At 72.7% G+C, this 16,187-nt stretch carries 13 protein-coding genes; 1 reads left to right on the top strand and 12 read right to left on the bottom strand.

The annotated features are described in order from the left end of the window. Window positions 1-39: 39 nt before the first annotated feature. The 9 genes from GXP74_RS06655 to GXP74_RS06615 form a co-directional block, all read right to left on the bottom strand. Window positions 40-753 carry a response regulator gene (locus tag GXP74_RS06655; protein WP_182450473.1) on the bottom strand — a complete coding sequence of 238 codons (714 nt, stop codon included), beginning with the start codon at window positions 751-753 and terminating at the stop codon, window positions 40-42. Further along, entirely contained in the window at window positions 750-3,518 is a 2,769-nt protein-coding gene (locus GXP74_RS06650; protein WP_225447759.1) for a sensor histidine kinase KdpD, read from the bottom strand. Before GXP74_RS06650 ends, GXP74_RS06655 begins: the two co-directional genes overlap by 4 nt. 172 nt (window positions 3,519-3,690) lie before the next feature. After that, the gene (locus GXP74_RS06645) at window positions 3,691-5,625 is read right to left on the bottom strand and encodes an APC family permease (RefSeq protein WP_182450472.1); all 1,935 of its coding nucleotides are present in this window, start codon (window positions 5,623-5,625) and stop codon (window positions 3,691-3,693) included. A 158-nt stretch (window positions 5,626-5,783) separates the two neighbouring features. Further along, window positions 5,784-7,085, bottom strand: a complete 1,302-nt coding sequence (locus tag GXP74_RS06640; protein ID WP_182450471.1) for an MBL fold metallo-hydrolase — start codon at window positions 7,083-7,085, stop codon at window positions 5,784-5,786. A 6-nt stretch (window positions 7,086-7,091) separates the two neighbouring features. Further along, the gene (locus tag GXP74_RS06635) at window positions 7,092-7,835 is read right to left on the bottom strand and encodes an HAD family hydrolase (protein ID WP_182450470.1); all 744 of its coding nucleotides are present in this window, start codon (window positions 7,833-7,835) and stop codon (window positions 7,092-7,094) included. Then, entirely contained in the window at window positions 7,828-8,778 is a 951-nt protein-coding gene (locus GXP74_RS06630; protein WP_225447758.1) for a carbohydrate ABC transporter permease, read from the bottom strand. The genes GXP74_RS06635 and GXP74_RS06630 overlap by 8 nt, the downstream gene beginning before the upstream one ends. Next, a complete protein-coding gene (locus GXP74_RS06625; protein ID WP_182450469.1) occupies window positions 8,775-10,085 on the bottom strand; it encodes an extracellular solute-binding protein in 1,311 nt (436 codons plus the stop codon). Before GXP74_RS06625 ends, GXP74_RS06630 begins: the two co-directional genes overlap by 4 nt. A 118-nt stretch (window positions 10,086-10,203) precedes the next feature. Then, the gene (locus tag GXP74_RS06620) at window positions 10,204-11,148 is read right to left on the bottom strand and encodes a carbohydrate ABC transporter permease (protein ID WP_182450468.1); all 945 of its coding nucleotides are present in this window, start codon (window positions 11,146-11,148) and stop codon (window positions 10,204-10,206) included. Window positions 11,149-11,359: 211 nt separating this feature from the next. Continuing rightward, entirely contained in the window at window positions 11,360-12,790 is a 1,431-nt protein-coding gene (locus tag GXP74_RS06615) for a hypothetical protein (RefSeq protein ID WP_225447757.1), read from the bottom strand. A 321-nt stretch (window positions 12,791-13,111) separates the two neighbouring features. Between GXP74_RS06615 and GXP74_RS06610 the strand changes: the two genes are divergently transcribed. Then, on the top strand, window positions 13,112-13,759 hold the full coding sequence (locus tag GXP74_RS06610) for a DedA family protein (protein ID WP_182450466.1): 648 nt from the start codon (window positions 13,112-13,114) through the stop codon (window positions 13,757-13,759). A 34-nt stretch (window positions 13,760-13,793) separates the two neighbouring features. Here the strand turns inward: GXP74_RS06610 and ung are convergent, their stop codons facing one another. The 3 genes from ung to GXP74_RS06595 all read right to left on the bottom strand — a co-directional run bounded on the left by ung (window position 13,794) and on the right by GXP74_RS06595 (window position 16,129). Then, window positions 13,794-14,489, bottom strand: coding sequence for a uracil-DNA glycosylase (gene ung / locus GXP74_RS06605; RefSeq protein WP_182450465.1), 696 nt, complete (start codon window positions 14,487-14,489; stop codon window positions 13,794-13,796). 100 nt (window positions 14,490-14,589) lie between these two features. Next, on the bottom strand, window positions 14,590-15,294 hold the full coding sequence (locus GXP74_RS06600) for a class F sortase (RefSeq protein ID WP_182450464.1): 705 nt from the start codon (window positions 15,292-15,294) through the stop codon (window positions 14,590-14,592). After that, window positions 15,287-16,129: a hypothetical protein gene (locus tag GXP74_RS06595; RefSeq protein ID WP_182450463.1), complete on the bottom strand. Its 843-nt coding sequence runs from the start codon at window positions 16,127-16,129 to the stop codon at window positions 15,287-15,289. Before GXP74_RS06595 ends, GXP74_RS06600 begins: the two co-directional genes overlap by 8 nt. Window positions 16,130-16,187: the final 58 nt, after the last annotated feature.

Raw genomic sequence — 16,187 nt, 5'->3', positions numbered from 1 at the left:
GGCGGCGGCCCACCGCGTGGGCGCCGCCGCCCGGTCGGCTCACGGCTGGTAGCGGTAGCCCATCCCCGGTTCGGTGAGCAGGTGGCGCGGATGGGCCGGGTCGGGCTCCAGCTTGCGGCGCAGCCCGGCCAGATAGACCCGGAGGTAGTTGGTCTTGGACTCGTGGCCGGGCCCCCAGACCTCGTCCAGGATCTGCCGCCCTGTCACCAGCCGTCCGGGGTGCCCCAGCAGCAGCGCCAGTACCCGCCATTCGGTCGGTGTCAGCCGCGGCTCCTCCGACCGAAGGGCGGCCCCGCCCAGCGCCCCCGGCTGGTCCGGCCGCAGCCGGACGGTGCAGTTGACCACGTCGACGGTGTACGCGCCGATGTCGGCGGCCAGCGGCGACTCCTCCGGCGAGGGCCGCCGCAGCACCGCGCGCAGCCGCGCCAGCAGTTCGTTCATGGAGAACGGCTTGGTGACGTAGTCGTCGGCACCGGCGTCCAGGGCGGCGACCTTCTCGGCCGCGCCGGAGCGGCCGGAGAGCACGATGATCGGGACCTTGCTCCAGATCCGCAGCGCGTGGATCACGTCCACCCCGTCGAGGTCGGGCAGACCGAGGTCCAGGATCACCGCCTCCGGCGGCGTCCGGGCGGCCAGCCGGAGCGCGGCGTTGCCGTCGGCCGCGGTCGCGACCAGGTAGTGGCGGGCCTTGAGGTTGATCCGCAGGGCGCGGAGCATCTGCGGTTCGTCGTCGACGACCAGGACGCGGGTCAACGGACAGTTCCTTCCGGTGCGGTCGCGTGGTCGTGGGCGAGGCCCTGTCCGGCGCGGGGACTGCCGCTCAGGACGTGCTCGCCAGTGATCGGAGGCTGGGCCTGGGGAGCCGGCTCCAGCGGAGCGGCGGGCAGCGAGAGGACCATGGTCAGACCGCCGCCGGGGGTGTCCTCGGGGTCGAGCGTGCCGCCCATGGCCTCGGCCAGGCCGCGCGAGAGCGCCAGTCCTAGCCCCACGCCGGTGCCGTTGTCGGTGTCGCCGAGACGCTGGAACGGCTGGAAGATCCGGTCCCGGTCCTCCGGCGGCAGCCCCTCGCCCCGGTCGATGACCCGCAGCTCCACCCGGTCGCCGTGGGCACTCGCGGTGAGCAGCACCGGCGTGCCCGCCGGGGTGTGCCGGATGCCGTTGGCGATGAGGTTCGCCAGCACCCGCTCCAGCAGCGGCGGGTCGGCCAGGACCGGCGGCGCGGCGTCCAGACCCCGGGCGGAGACCGGCTCCACGCCGATCCCGGAGAGCGAGTCGAGGGCCGTCGAGTAGACCTCGTCCAGCGCGGTGGGCTGGAGGTCCAGGGTGAGCGCCCCGGCCTGGAGGCGGCTCATGTCCAGCAGGTTCTCCACCAGCCGGGTGAGCTTCTCCAGGGCCTCCTCCGCGGTGGCCAGCAGCTCCCGCTGGTCCTCCGCACTGAACTCGACGTCCTCGCTGCGCAGTGAGGAGACCGAGGCGAGGGCGACCGAGAGCGGGGTGCGCAGGTCGTGGCTGACGGCGGCGAGCAGCGCGGTACGGAGCCGGTCGGCGGCCTTGACCGGCTCGATCTCGGCGGCGGCCTCGGCCAGCCGGGTGCGCTCCAGGGCGACCGCGACGTGGGCGGCGAAGGCGGACAGCACCCGCCGGTCGGCGGCGGGCAGGCTCCGCCCGCGCAGCAGCAGCACGGAGTCGAGGCCGACCTGGATCTCCTCGACGGCGTCGCCCGGGACGTCGGCGGCGTTGTCAGTGGCGGGTGCCACGATGTCATCCGAACCCGAACCCGAACCCGGAACAGGAACAGGAACCGGAACCGCGGCCGGAACCGGAGCGGGACTCGCCGCCGCCGGGGGTTCCGGCAGCTGTTCCGCGACCGCCACCACCTCGCCGTTGCGCCGCAGCGTCACGCTGACCATGCCGAAGGTCTCGCGCAGCCGCGCGAGCAGCGCCGGCACGGCCTGGTCGCCGCGCAGCACGCTGCCCGCGACCGCGGACAGCGTCTCCGCCTCGGCGGTGGCCCGGGCGGCGCGGCTGGCGAGCCGGGTGGCCCGGTCGACGATGCTGGCCACGATGATCGCGACCACGGCGAACACGCACAGCGCCAGCACGTTGTTGGGGTCGGAGATGGTGAAGCGGTGGACCGGCGGGATGAAGTAGTAGTTCAGCAGCAGGGAGGCGGTGAGCGAGGCGACCAGCGCGGACACGACCCCGCCGAGGCAGGCGGTGCCGACGACCGCGAGCAGGAACAACAGAATGTCGCTGGTGGTGTTGACGGACGCACGCAGCTGCGTGAGCAGCCCGGTCAGGAACACCGGCGCGAACAGCCCGGCGACCGGCCCGGCGAAGCGCCACCGCCGCGAGCGGATCCGCCCGGGCACCGGTAGCCGGCGCCCGCCGCCGGAGCGCTCATGGGTGACCATGTGGACGTCGATGTCCCCGGACAGCTCCACCGTGGTCTCGCCGATGCCGCGGCCGGTGAGCGAGCGCAGCAGCCGTCCGCGCCTGCTGGTGCCGAGCACCAGCTGGGTGGCGTTCTCGGCGCGGGCGAAGTCGAGCAGCGCGCGCGGGATGTCGTCGCCGACGACGGAGTGCGCGCTGCCGCCCAGGGTCTCGACCAGGTGGCGCTGCGCGGCCAGGGCGGCCGGGCTGGCGTCGGCCAGGCCGTCGCTGCGGGCGACGTGCACCGCCAGCAGCTCGCCGCCCGCCGATCGGTCGGCGATCCGGGCGGCACGGCGGATCAGGGTCTCCCCCTCGGGTCCGCCGGTGAGGGCCACCACGACGCGTTCGCGGGTCTCCCAGACCCGGCTGATGCCGTGCTCCGCGCGGTAGGTCTGCAGCCCCTCGTCGACCCGCCCGGCGAGCCAGAGCAGCGCCAGTTCGCGCAGTGCGGTGAGGTTCCCGACCCGGAAGTAGTTGGAGAGCGCGGCGTCGACCGTCTCGGCGGTGTAGACGTTGCCGTGCGCCATGCGGCGGCGCAGGCCTTCCGGGGCCATGTCGACGAGCTCGATCTGGTTGGCCCGGCGGACCACCTCGTCGGGCACGGTCTCGCGCTGCGGAACCCCGGTGATCGTCTGGACGACGTCGTTCAGCGACTCCAGGTGCTGGACGTTGACCGTGGTGAGCACGTCGATACCGGCGTCGAGCAGGTCCTGGACGTCCTGCCAGCGCTTGTCGTGGCGTCCACCGGGGACGTTGGTGTGGGCGAGTTCGTCGACCAGGGCGACCTGGGGGCGGCGGGCGATCACCGCCTCGGTGTCCATCTCGGTGAACTCCGAGCCCCGGTAGCTGCGGTGCAGCCGGGGCAGCACCTCCAGGCCTTCGAGCAGGTTCTCGGTGTGCCGCCGGGAGTGGCACTCGACGTACGCGACGACGACGTCGGCGCCGCGTTCCCTCCGGCGCCGGGCCTCGTCCAGCATCCGGTAGGTCTTGCCGACTCCGGGGGCCGCGCCGAGCAGCACCTTCAGGCGGCCCCGGCCGCTCCCGGCGCGCACGTAGTACGCGGGATTGTCGTACTGGTGCGACACCTGCGGCGTTTCCTTCCGCTGCGGTTATTGACAAGGTCGGAGCTCTTCTGTAGGCAACCGCATGGCACACCTGATGAGCAGCGGCGTTAACGCTTTCCTGACACCCATCGGGTCGCTGCTTACGCAATCTTGACCTGCGGCGGCGTTACGGCCGCCGGGAGCGGCCGGGCCGCTACGGTCGCAACCGCAACCGCAGGCGGCACACCGCGGCGTCGCTGCCGCGGCGGACCGCCCGGGCGATCAGCGCGCCGCGCTGGTTGTGCAGCGGCCAGGTCCACCAGTGCGCCGGTTCGACCTCGGAGATCAGCACGGTGACCCGGTCGTAGGCGTGCGCGGCGGACAGCTCCCGCAGGAAGCGCACCAGCGGTCGGCCGAGCTCGCGGTGCTCGGCGGGCAGTTCGACCAGGGGGACGCCGGGGTGCCAGGTCTCCCAGTCCGCCCGCAGGGACTCGGCGGCGGCGCGGTCCTCCTCGTCACCGCCGACCGGGACCACGGTCACCGCGACCACCTCGTCGCCGAGGGTCACCGCGGTGGAGACCGCCTCGTGGGTGAGCCGGGACATCCCGCCGACGGGGACGACGACCAGGGAGTGGGTGCGGACCGGCGCGCTGGGGATGCGGCCGAGTTCAAGCTGCTCCCCGATTCGCTCGTACGAGTGATGTATCCGGGCGAAGAGCAGGACCAGTAGCGGCAGCGTGATACAGATGATCCAGGCGCCCTCGGTGAATTTGGTGAGGGTCTCGACGGCAGTGGCTGCCGCGGTGAGCAGGGCGCCGAATCCATTGAGAGCTGCTTTGCCCCGCCAGCCGGGCGCCCGGTTCAGGTACCAGTGCCGGACCATCCCGACCTGGCAGATGGTGAAGCCGACGAAGACACCGATCGCGAACAGCGGGACCAGGCTGTTCACGTTCCCGCCCGAGCCGACGAGCAGTGCGGCGGAGGCCAGCGCCAGGGCCAGTACACCGTGTCGGTAGACCTGGTGGTCCGCGCGGAGAGCGAAGACATGCGGCAGGTGGTTGTCCCGGGCCAGGAGGCGCAGCAGTACGGGCAGCCCGCCGAAGGAGGTGTTCGCGGCCAGCGCCAGCAGCACCATCGTGGCGAACTGGACGACGTAGAAGCCGATTCCGTGGCCGAGGGCGGCATCGGTGAGCTGCGCGAGGACAGTCACGCCCGCGACGGGCTGGAGGTGGAACCGGCCGATGAGCACGGCCAGACCGATCAGCATCAAGCCGAGCAGCCCGCCGAGGGCGATCTCGGTGTGCTGGGCCCGCTTGACGCGGGGTTCACGGAAGGAGGGGACGGCATTGGCGATCGCCTCGACGCCGGTGAGCGCCGAGCAACCGGAGGCGAACGCCCGGAGCAGCAGCAGGACACCCACCGAGCTCGCGTTGGAGGCGAGTTCGGAGGGGTGCCCGGCGGCCAGGAGGCCGACGGGCGCGTGCCGGAACAGTCCGACGACGACCACGGTGAGGATCGAGATGACGAAGATCGCGGTGGGGACCATGAACGCGCGGGCGGACTCCGCGATGCCGCGCAGGTTGATGGCGGTGACCAGGGCCAGCACCGCCAGGCAGAGCCATACCCGGTCGCCGTAGAGACCGGGGAAGGCCGAGGTGAGCGCGGCCACACCGGCGGTGACCGAGACCGCGACGTTGAGCACGTAGTCGATGACCAGGGAGGCGGCGGCCACCAGTGCGGTACGGCGGCCGAGGTGGGTCCTGGCGACGGCGTAGGATCCGCCGCCGTCCGGGAACGCGGCGATGACCTGTCGGTACGACAGGGTGAGCACCCCGAGCAGGACGGCGATGGCGATGGTCACCGGCAGGGTGAAGCCCAGACCGTGGGCTCCGGCCGCGGCGAGGACCACCACGATCGCCTCCGGCCCGTACGCCACCGAGGCCATGGCGTCGAGGGAGAGCGCGGCGAGCCCGCCGAGGGCGGTCAGCCGGTCCCTTCCCTCGCTCCGGGCGAGCGGCGGCTCGGCGCCGGGTCTGGCGCCGGGCTCGGCATCAGAGTCGGCGCCGGGTTCGGGGGGCTCGTCCTCCGCGCCCGCCGCTCTCCAGGGCTCGGCCGCTGTCCCTGTCCGTGTCCCCGTCAGCCTGTCCATGAGCTGCGCTCCTCCGCGTCGGAATGCTGCTCATGCTGGCCTCGGCGATCCGCGCCCACCTGCGGCGTTGACGGAACCTTGGCGGCCGACCGCCCCGCCCTACCGAGTTCCTGACGGCGGGCGAGGCGGTGCGAGATGAGACCCGGACGACGACCGCGCTAGTGGGCTCCGCCCGCGAAGTCGTAGCGGGTGGCGTACTGGGCGACCACCCGGCTGGTGCCGGTGGGCGGATGCAAGCGGGAAGGAGCAGTGGTATGGATCGGAAAGACGGTGCGTGGGCGCATCCGTTCCAGCATCGTGTGCAGATGGTCCTGGCTCGCGTGGCCGGAGCAGCCGATCTGCCGCAGTCGGATGCCGAGCGCCGACAGCCAGTCGGTGAAGGGCTCCCAACGTGGCTCGAAGGGGCCCAGCGGCTCGCCGTTGGCGTGCACGAAGACACTGTCGGGGCAGCCGTCGCCGACCGGCAGGTCCAGCAGCGAGGGCAGGTTGTCGGGGTCGGGCAGGACGACGTACTCGGCCGGGGCGGCGTGGATGTCCTGCCCTGGCACCTCGTCGGCCGCGAGTACGTCCGGGACGCCGAGCAGCCGCAGGAACGCGGCGGTCGGGCCGGGCCAGACGACGCGTCGTCCGGCGGCGGCGGCGATGCCGAGGAACGCCCGCACCCGGTCGAGGTCACGCGGATACAGCGAGAGCAGCACCAGCCCGGGGGTGGCCTCCAGGATCGCGGTGAAGTCCCGCTGGACGTCGCCCTCGTCGCGGACGCCGTCGCGCATGTCCCAGCCCAGGGTGGTGCCCTCGGTGGCCAGTACCTCGCACCCGGCGGCACGGTCGACGAACTCCCAGGCGCGTTCCGGGCGGTGGCCGTGGAAGCGGATGTCCCCGGTGAAGGCCAGGGTCCCGGCCGAGGTGCGGACCAGGTAGCCGGAGGCGCCGGGGACGTCGTGGTCCACCGCGACGCACTCGACCTCCATCGGCCCGACCCGGGTGCGCTGCCCGTCGGCGAGTCGCCGCCAGGCGGGGTCACCGTGGGTCAGCCCCTGCCCGGTGGCGCTGAGCGCCGCCAGCAGGTCCACCGCGTCGGTGTGGGCGTGCACCGCGACGTCCTGGCGCAGGAAACCGGCCAGGCCCACATGGTCGATGTGCGGGTGGCTGACGAACACCGCGGTCTCACCGGCGGGTTCGGCGAGCTCGGCGAGCCGCCGGGCCGCTGGACCGCCCCGAGGGGCCAGGTCCAGCAGCGCCTCCGGGTCGAACAGGCCCGGGATGCGTGGGGCGGCGTTCATCCGCAGCCGGTCGGCGAGTTCACGACCGGGCCGCAGTCGGACCGGCAGCCGGAAGGGGTCCCGGCCGCTGGGGATGTCCAGACCGATGTCCAGCAGCACGCGGTGGCCGCCGTCCTCGATCATGATCTTGCTCCCGCCGATGACGCCGAGGCCACCCCAGAATTCGATGGCGACCATGGATCCTCAATTCCTGTCAGCGGTCGACCGGGCATCAGCCCAGTTCCGTACGGTTTCCAGCAGGTCCTCGACCAGCGGAGCGGTCCCGTGCGCGGGTCCGTCGGCTCGGCCGAAGCGGTCGATGTAGGCACCGGTCGCGCCGATCCGCAGCCCCGGTGCGATGTCGTTGCGCCAGTGGTCGCCGATGACGAGCAGCCGCGCGCCGCCGGTGACGGCGTCCGGGGCGGTGTCCTGCGGCTGGCCCAGCTCGCGGCGCAGCAACCGGGCCAGCCCGGTGGGCTTCCCGGTGCCGGCGACGACGTCGTCCACCAGCGGCAGCACGTCCAGCCGCCGGAGCAGGGCGTCGAGGCCCTCGGCCGGGCTGTTGGTGGCGAGCACCACCCGCACCCCCTCGGCGCGCAGTTCGGCGAGCAGTTCGGCGTACCCGACCGGTACCTCAAGGGCGCAGCCGGGTCCCGCCATGTAGGCGCGGGTCTCGGTGAAGGCCTCACCGAGCGCGGCCTCGTCCAGGCCGTGGCGCAGGGCGAGCACCGCGACGGCCTCCCAGCCGTCGACGGCCTCCGGCAGCACCGACGCGCCCTGTTCCAGGTAGCGGTCGAGCCCGTCGAGCAGGGCGCGTCCCGTCCCGGCGGGCAGCCGGTGCGCGGCCCGCCGGGCGTAGTGGTGGACCGGCGCGTCCCCCCGGTAGAGCGTGCCGTCGAAGTCGGTCACCAGCACCCGCTGCGGGCCTGGTGTCGCTCGCTCAGCCACGGACGCCCCCGGTGGCGGCCATCGCGCCGGTGATGAACTGCCGTTGCAGGGCCAGGAAGAGCACCAGCACCGGGATGGTGGTGAAGGTGACCGCCGCGCACATGGCGGTGAAGTCGGTGCCGTCGGCTCCGGCGAAGCTGGAGACGCCGACCTCGATCGGCTGGACGCTGGGGCTGGTGGTCATGATCAGCGGCCAGAGGAAGGAGTTCCAGCTGGCCATGAAGGTGTTGAGACCGATGATCAGCAGCGCGGGCCGGACCATCGGCACGCCGATGTACCAGAGCATCCGCAGCCGTCCCGCGCCGTCCATCTCGGCGGCGTCGAACAGCTCGGTGGGCAGCCCCAGGAAGAACTGCCGGACCAGGAAGATCCCGAAGACGCTGGCGCCGAACGGGATGATCTGGATCCAGTAGGTGTTCAGCCAGTTGATGTCGGTCGCGATCACGTAGTCCGGGATCAGCAGCACCGTGGTGGGGACCATCAGCACCGACAGCACCAGCAGGAACAGCGCGTTCCGGCCCCGGAAGCGCATGACGCCGAAGGCGAACCCGGCGAGCAGCGAGGTGATCAGCACCAGCGCGGTGGTGGCCGAGCCGACCAGCACCGTGTTCAGGAAGAACCGGGCCCAGGGCTGCGCGTCCCATGCCCGGGCGTAGTTGTTCCAGTGCCAGTGCGGCAGCAGGATTCCGGAGAGGGAGGCGGTGGCACTCGATGAGTTCAACGAGGTCACGACGACGTAGTAGAAGGGCAGGAGGAAGACCAGCGCGACCAGGACGGCGACCGTGCGGCTGACGGCGGTGCCGGTCCGTGAGGCGCCGACCGGCAGCCCGGCCCCGGTCCGCTCGGGTTGCCCGGCCCGCGCCGAGGCGCGCCGCCGGAGGGGGCCCCGGCCGCGCACCTCGGACCGGTCGCCCGTGCGGGCGCCAGGTGCCGCGAAGGTCACTGGTCGGCCTGCTTGTCCGCGAGGGCCGCCTTCTGGGCGGTGTTCAGCGCGGTCGTCGGGTCGGTCCCCTTCTCCAGGGCCGCCTGGATCGCCACGACCTCCTCGCCCTCGGCCTGCTCGACCCAGGAGTAGGCGGGCTGCGGCACCGCGTACTCAAGCGCCGCGACAGCGGTGGTCATGTAGGGGTTCTTGGCGATGAACGAGCTCATCAGCGGCAGCGCGGCCGAGGTGACCGGAAGGTAGCCGGTCTGCTCGGACCACTCGGCCTGGCTCGCGGCGGAGGCCAGGAACTGCATGTACTTCCAGCCCGCCGCCTGCTGCGCGGCGGAGGCCCCGGCGAACATCGCCACGTTGGTACCGGACATGACGTTGGTCGGAGCGCCGGAGGGACCGGTCGGCAGTACCTCGGTGCCCAGGGTGAACTTGCTGCCCACAGCCAGGTTCTCGTAGTAGTAGCCGGCCGCGCTGCTCAGGTCGAACACGCCCTTCTGCGCACCGAGGGCGGTCTCTCCCGGGTAGTTGGTACCGACGGCGAGCGCGCCCTCGTTCTTGAGGGTCTGCATGAAGGTGAGGGCCTTGATCGCGGCCGGGCTGTTGAGCTGCGGGGTGCCGTCGGCGGCGATGTCCGGCGTGCCGTAGGCGGCGGCGAGCGCGGCGAACATGGTCTGGCCGCCACCGGGCGAGGAGTTGGAGCCCGGGTCGACACTGATCGCGGTGACGCCCTTGCCGGAGACGGCCTTGGCATCGGTGGCGAACTGGTCCCAGGTGGTGGGCGCGGTCAGGCCCTTCGCCTTCAGCATGTCCTGGTTGTAGTAGATGACCTGGACGCTCTTGTTGAACGGCCACATCCAGAGCTTGCCGTCGGGCAGCTTGAGGTCGTTCTGGACACCGGTGTAGAAGGCGGCGAGACCGGCCGGGCTGCCGCTGCCCGCGTACTGGCTGACCGGCAGGATCGCGTCGCTGTTGGCGAAGGTGGCGGCCCAGCTCTCCATCACCTGGCCGAGGGTGGGCGCGTTGTGGGCGGAGACCCCGGCGGTCTCCTTGGCCAGCAGGTTGCCGTAGCTGGTCTGGTACTCCAGGTTGACGGTGATGTCCGGGTTGGCCTTCTCGAAGGCGTTGGTCAGCGCGACCAGCGTGGACTTCTGGGTGCCGCTGTCCATGATCGACATGAAGCTGATGGTGGCCTTGCCGCCGCTCGCGGCACCGGCGGAGGAGGTGGAGCCGCTGCTGGAGGAGGAACAGCCGGCCAGGGTGGCCAGTGCGGTGGCGGCGGCGAGCAGGGCGACGCTGCTGCGGGTACGGGACATGACGGGGTGACCCCTTGGGTAGACGGGATGCCGGTCCACCGGCGGTGAGCGGCGGAGCCGTGGTGAGGGTGGGACGGACAGACGGGGCGTGCGAACGGAGAGTGCGGGGGGCGGGCGCTCAGCCGAGGTTGGCGATCTCGCTGCCGGTCCGGCGGCGAAGCAGGGTGAACATGACGGTGATCGCGAACAGGACCACCGCCAGCGCCGCCCCGTAGCCGGTGTGGAAGAAGACGAACGCCTCCTGGTAGAGCAGGTAGCTGAGCGTCGTGGTGGCGTAGTCGGGGCCGCCGGAGCCCATTTGGTAGAACTGGGTGAACGCCTGGAGCGAGGTGATGCTGGTGATCACCACCACGAAGGTGGTGACCGGGCGCAGTTGCGGCCAGGTGATGTACCAGAACTCCTGCCAGGCTCCGGCCCCGTCCACCCGGGCGGCCTCGCTCTGCTCGGTGGAGAGCACGGACAGTCCGCCGAGGAACAGCACCACGGTGAAGCCGAGGTCGTGCCACAGGCTGAAGATGATCACCGAGGGCATGGCCCAGGTGGAGGACTGCAACCACTGCTCGACCGGCAGGTGCAGTGCCCGCAGCAGGCTGTTGGCGAGGCCGAACTGGGGATTGAAGATCCACACCCAGGCCACCGAGGTGGCGACCACCGGCGTGATGTAGGGCGCGAAGACCGCGACCCGGGCGGCGTTCAGCAGTTTGCCGCCGCGTTGCAGCAGCAGCGCGACGGCCAGCCCGAGCGCGGTCCCGCCGATCACCATCGCGCCGCTGAAGTACAGCGAGCGCCAGACGCTGCTCAGGAAGGTCGGGGCGGTGGAGCCGAACAGCGCCTGGTAGTTGGCGAAGCCGATGTACTTGGACATCGCGGTGTTCAGCACGTTCCACTTGAAGGTGCTGATGTAGATCGTGTAGCCGGTCGGGCCGATCACAAAGACCGCGAAGACCAGCAGCGCCGGCGCCGAGTAGAGCCAGCCCATGGGACTCTCCCGGGCCCGCTTGACCCGGCGGGCACGGGCCGAGGTCCGACCCGCCCGCGCGAGAATTTCGCTGTACTGCGCCATCCGCCAACTCCGCACCTCGGTCGGGCTCTTCCGAGAACGAGTGAAACGCGCGTAGATAGCGTGTCTATGACAAATGGACAAACACTTGGTGACGACAGTCGAACAGGATCAGCTCCTATGCGATCCTGGAAGGCTGGCCGGCTTCAGTCCCCAAGGGCCGCCGGACACGCAACTGACGGGCGCGCGGCGGAGCCGGAGCGGCTCCCGGAGCTCAGCTGAACTCCGCCAGTCGCGGCCGCACCCCGACCGCGACCAGCAGCAGCGCGGCGGCCAGCAGCACCGAGGGCAGCACCGTCCACCCCGCCAAGTCGCCCACCGCCGCCCCGAAGCGGTCGTTCGCCACCGCCAGCTGCTCGCCCGCCAGTCGGCTCAGCTGGGTACTGAAGTCGTAGTAGGCGAAGGCCACCTCACCGCGGGTGACCCCGGTGAGCTGTACCGAGGCCTGGTCCAGCGCTCCCGCCCCGGCCAGGGCGCGCAGCTGGGAGTCCGCCGCCAGGTAGGCGCTCCTGGTCCGGATCACCGCCGCCACTCCGGCGTCCGGGGCGTCGGGCGCGCCCAGGGTCCGCATCAGCCCGGTGTACTGCTGCTGGAGCAGCGGCCGGTACGCGTCGTCGACCAGCCACCGGCTCTCGGATGCCTCCGCGTCCGCCGCGTTCACCTGCGCCTGCGCCGTCGCCGCGTACGGCGTGTAGCCGTCGCCGACCGCCGCGCCGACGTCGCCGGAGGCCCCGAGCAGCGCCAGCACCGAGGTCAGCGCCACCGCCAGCACCACGGCGCTGACCAGCAGCAGCGGCGGATTGAACACCCGCCGGTGCCGCCGCAGCAGGTCCAGCTGCCACCGGACCAGCAGCCCCAGCGCCGCCAGCGCCAGCAGCCCCACCAGCAGCGCCCCGATCCGGGTGTCCCGCTGCGCCGCGGCCCTGCCCTGGGCGACCTGCTGCTCGGAGACCGTCAGCAGCTCCCGCACCCGCGGCAGCAGGTTCTGCTGCAACTGGTCCTCGGCGAGGTCGTAGTAGTCGAGGGCGAGGGCGGGCGGACGTCCCACCACCGGGTTCAGCTGGCCGGTGGTGGAGGACTGCTCCGTGCCGCTCATGCCGTCGTAGAGGGAGAGGCCGTCCAGCAGCGACTGCACCGGCCCCGCGTCCGCGGCCCCGGCGGCCGACAGCGCGGCGAGGTCGGCGCTGACCCGGCCGCGGTCCCGCTGCGCGGTTATCTCGGCGAGGATCCCGTCGTCGACCAGCACCGGTTCCTGTCCCGGCGGGGGCGGCGTCGCCGGATATCCGACGACCAGTTGGTTCGCGTGCTGGGCGTCCAGGTCGGCCAGGGCCTGGTCCAGGTCGGCGGCGGCGACCGCGCGCGGCTCGGAGACGGCGGCCAGTTGGCGCACCTCCGCCCGGGCGCTGCCGAAGGCGGCGAGCACGGCTGCCAGCAGGGCGGCCACCAGCAGCAGCGAGCACCCCGCCTGCACCCGGAGTCGGCGGACCGGCGCGGGCCCGGCCCGGCCGACCAGCGCCCGCAGACCGCGCGGGCGCTCCGGCCGGACCGGTGGCGCCGACTCCGGCCGGACCGGCGGCGCGGCAGCAGGGGCTCCCGGAGCTCCGGGGGTCGTCACCGACGGTGTACGCGCGGTTGTCGCAGTCACCTGGGCGAGCTTAGAAACGGCGGGCGACCATCCGCCGACGGTGCTACGGACAGCTGGTGAACAGGACGTCACAGAAAGCAACGGAATCCCGCCCTCCCCTACGCCCCACCCGCGCGCCGCAGTCGGCACGTGACCAGTCCGTGGCCGTGCCGTGGCCTTGCCGTAGCTGGTCCGTGGCCCCGTCGTGACTGGTCACAGAGTCAGTAAGAGTCGGCTTAGGCTGGTGCCCGGAGGGCGGTCGGGAGTGGGATCATTGGACCGGCTAGCGTTGTTTTACGGCGAACGGCCCACCCGTCGGAACAACATCCAGCAAGGAGCCCCATGAGCGCGGCTGCGTCCCTGTTCGACTCCTCCTGGATCTCCATAGCCGCGCTGGCCGCGGTCGTCTCCGACGCCTTCATGCCGCTCATCCCGGACGGAACCGTGGTGATCGCGGCCACGCTCAACACCTCGCAGACCGCCGCCTCACCGATACTGCTCGGCGTCGGCGTCGCCCTCGCCTCCTTCTGCGGGGACCTGCTGCTGCTGCGGGTCGCTCGCCGGGCCGCGGGCTGGGCGCAGCGGCGGCTCAACCGCAAGCCGGGTGCCGCGACCGCCGCCGCGCAGGTGCTGGACCTGCTGGAGACGAAGAAGGGCCGGACGATACTGCTGTTCCGCTTCGTCACCGGCGGACGCAGTCTGCTGGACCTGGTGGCCGGCACCAGCGAGCAGCCGCCGCGCCACTACCTGCGCTGGTCGGCGCTGTCGTCCTCGGTCTGGGCGACCTACATCGTCGGCCTCGGCTATCTGAACGCCCACACCTTCAACACCAGTTGGATCAGCTTCGCGGTGTCCTGCCTGGCTGCGGCGGCGGTCAGCGCGGTGATCGCGCGGATGGTGCAGCGGCAGCGGCGCCTGGCCCGCCAGGCCGCCCTCGCCGCTGCCGCCGCCGAGACCGAGGCGGCGGCGACCCCGGCCGTCGTCGGCTGACCGCCGAGGACGCCGGAGCCGACCCCGGCCCCGGCTACGCGGGCAGCCGCCAGTCGATGGGCTCCCGGCCGAGGTCCGCCAGCGCCTTGTCGACCTGCGAGAACGGCCGGCTGCCGAGGAAGAGCCGGGCCGACAGCGGCGAGGGGTGCGCGCCCTGGACGACCACATGCCGACTGGTGTCGATCAGCGGCAGCTTCTTCTTGGCGTAGCCGCCCCACAGCACGAACACCACCGGGTCGGGCTGGTCGTTCACCGCGCGGATCACCGCGTCGGTGAAGGTCTCCCACCCCTTGCCCTTGTGCGAGTTGGCCTCGTGCGCGCGCACCGTGAGCACCGCGTTCAGCAGCAGCACGCCCTGGTCCGCCCAGGCCTGGAGGTTGCCGTGGTCCGGCGCGGGCACGCCGAGGTCCGCCAGGAGCTCCTTGTACACGTTGCGCAGCGACGGGGGGATCCGCACGCCGCGCTTCACCGAGAAGCACATCCCGTGCGCCTGGTTGTCGTCGTGGTACGGGTCCTGACCCAGCAGCAGCACCTTGACCTGCCCGTACGGCGTGGCCCGCAGCGCGGAGAACACCTCCCCGCTCGGCGGGAAGACCTGGTTCGCCTCGCGCTCACCGGCGACGAACTCGGCCAACTGCCGGAAGTAGGGCTTCTCGGTCTCCCCCGCGAGCACGCCCTGCCAGGATTCGGGCAGGGTGAACTCGTCGAGCGGGGACGGTGAGAGTGACATCGGGGTGCGACCTCCAGTGGGAACCGGCCCCGGGAGGAGCCGACTGGACTGCACGCTACCGGGTGCCACTGACAGGCCGTCCCGCCCGGCCCGGCCGCTCTCAGCGCACCCCGCTGAGGTGCGCGAACAGCACCACGTTGCCGGTGTACTCCTGCCGGGCGCGGTCGAAGCCGCCGCCGCAGGTGATGATCCGCAGCTCGGCGTCCGGGGTCGGGCCGTAGACCAGGGCGGCCGGGAATCCGGACTTGGGATAGGCCTTCAGCCGGTCCACGGTGAACAGCGCGGTGCTGCCGTCCAACCGGGACACCTCCACCTGGGCGCCCGGCCGCACCGCCGACAGGTTCCACATCACCGCCGGTCCGGTGCGGGTGTCCACGTGGCCGAGCAGCACGGCGGTCCCGGCCTCCCCGGGGGTGACCGAGTCGCGCAGCCACCCCGCGGTCCTGGGCTGCGAGAACGGCGGCAGTTCCGGGGCGCCCCTGCTGTCCATGCCGAGGCCCAGCAGCGGCGCGGTGAGGTCGATCGAGGGAACCGACAGCTGCATCGGGGTGGACCGGGCGAGCGGCGCGTGCACCGGCCCGGTCTGCTGCTCGGACGTGCCGCGGAGCGCGTCCGAGGAGGCAGCCGAGGTGGAGGCGGCGGCCAGCGCGCCCTCGGCCGAGACCCGCGGTCGCGGCGGGACCGAGTGCGCCAGGCCGAGCGCCGCCCCGCCGAAGGCCACCGCGCACAGGCAGCCGGACAGCGTCCCGGACGCCAGGCCCAGGGTGCGGCGGCGCGAGCGCACCGGGACCCTCGGCTCAGCCACGGCAGGCCGCGCGCCGACGCTGGTAGGTGAACAGCACCGCGCCGACGCTGGCGGCGGCGATCAGCCCGAGCGAGGCGTACTCGTCGGCGCGGGACGGGGCGCCGCCCGCCGTGCGCAGGTCAGCCAGGCCCAGCGCGGGCACCAGGCCGGAGCCCGCGTCGGCGATCCTGGTGGCACCCCAGCCGCCGCCCGCGGCCGGTGCGCCGAGGCTGCGGACCGTCAGTCGGCCGGAGGCCACGGTCTTCCCGGCGCAGGTCTCCACCAGCGGGTAGTCGCCCGGCTTGGCGTCACTGGCCACGGACGCCTCGGCGAACAGGCCGCCGTCGGCCGCCATCACCAGCGTGGCCGGTGCGGCCAGGGCGGCCGAGGTGACGATGCCGCTGCCGCTGCCCGCGCAGTCGGCGAAGGTCCGCAGTTCGACGGTGCCGCCGGGGCGGCTGGCGGCGGGGGCGGCCATGATCACGTCGACCGCGTCGACCGCCGAGACCTCGGTGGCCGGGTCCGCCTGCGTCGCGCCGTCGCCGCCGGTGCCGACCGCGCGGATCCGCGCGCCCACCCCCGCGCCCGCGACAGCGGCAGGGCCAGCGGCGGCGGCGTGAGCGGCGGCGGCGTGGTGCGTGGGGTGGGCGGCGGCGTGCGGGGCGGCCGGGTGGAGGGCCTGCGGCGCGGGCTTGGGCAGGCTCCTCGATCCGGGCGCGGCTGCCAGGGCCGGGCCGCCCCCGGCGACCACCAGCACGGACACGGCCGCCGCCGCACAGGCCACGCGGATCCCCGTACCGCGTCCCCGGCTGCCGCCGCGTGCTCGATCCGTCTGCTCGTCAGTCCTGCTGGACACGCAGGGCTCCTCTCGGTCCGGGCTCGCCGAGGTGGGTCTCGGCCCTTCACCCTTGGGC

Source organism: Streptacidiphilus sp. P02-A3a, assembly GCF_014084105.1.
In the GTDB taxonomy this organism is placed as follows: domain Bacteria; phylum Actinomycetota; class Actinomycetes; order Streptomycetales; family Streptomycetaceae; genus Streptacidiphilus.
Note: the sequence above shows the minus strand (reverse complement) of the source record. Positions and strands in the feature narration are given on the sequence as shown.

Coding starts and splice junctions, on each gene's coding strand:
- GXP74_RS06645 (WP_182450472.1), bottom strand. CDS start 5,625: ATGGACAGGCTGACGGGGACACGGACAGGGACAGCGGCCGAGCCCTGG.
- GXP74_RS06640 (WP_182450471.1), bottom strand. CDS start 7,085: ATGGTCGCCATCGAATTCTGGGGTGGCCTCGGCGTCATCGGCGGGAGC.
- GXP74_RS06625 (WP_182450469.1), bottom strand. CDS start 10,085: ATGTCCCGTACCCGCAGCAGCGTCGCCCTGCTCGCCGCCGCCACCGCA.
- GXP74_RS06620 (WP_182450468.1), bottom strand. CDS start 11,148: ATGGCGCAGTACAGCGAAATTCTCGCGCGGGCGGGTCGGACCTCGGCC.
- GXP74_RS06610 (WP_182450466.1), top strand. CDS start 13,112: ATGAGCGCGGCTGCGTCCCTGTTCGACTCCTCCTGGATCTCCATAGCC.
- ung (WP_182450465.1), bottom strand. CDS start 14,489: ATGTCACTCTCACCGTCCCCGCTCGACGAGTTCACCCTGCCCGAATCC.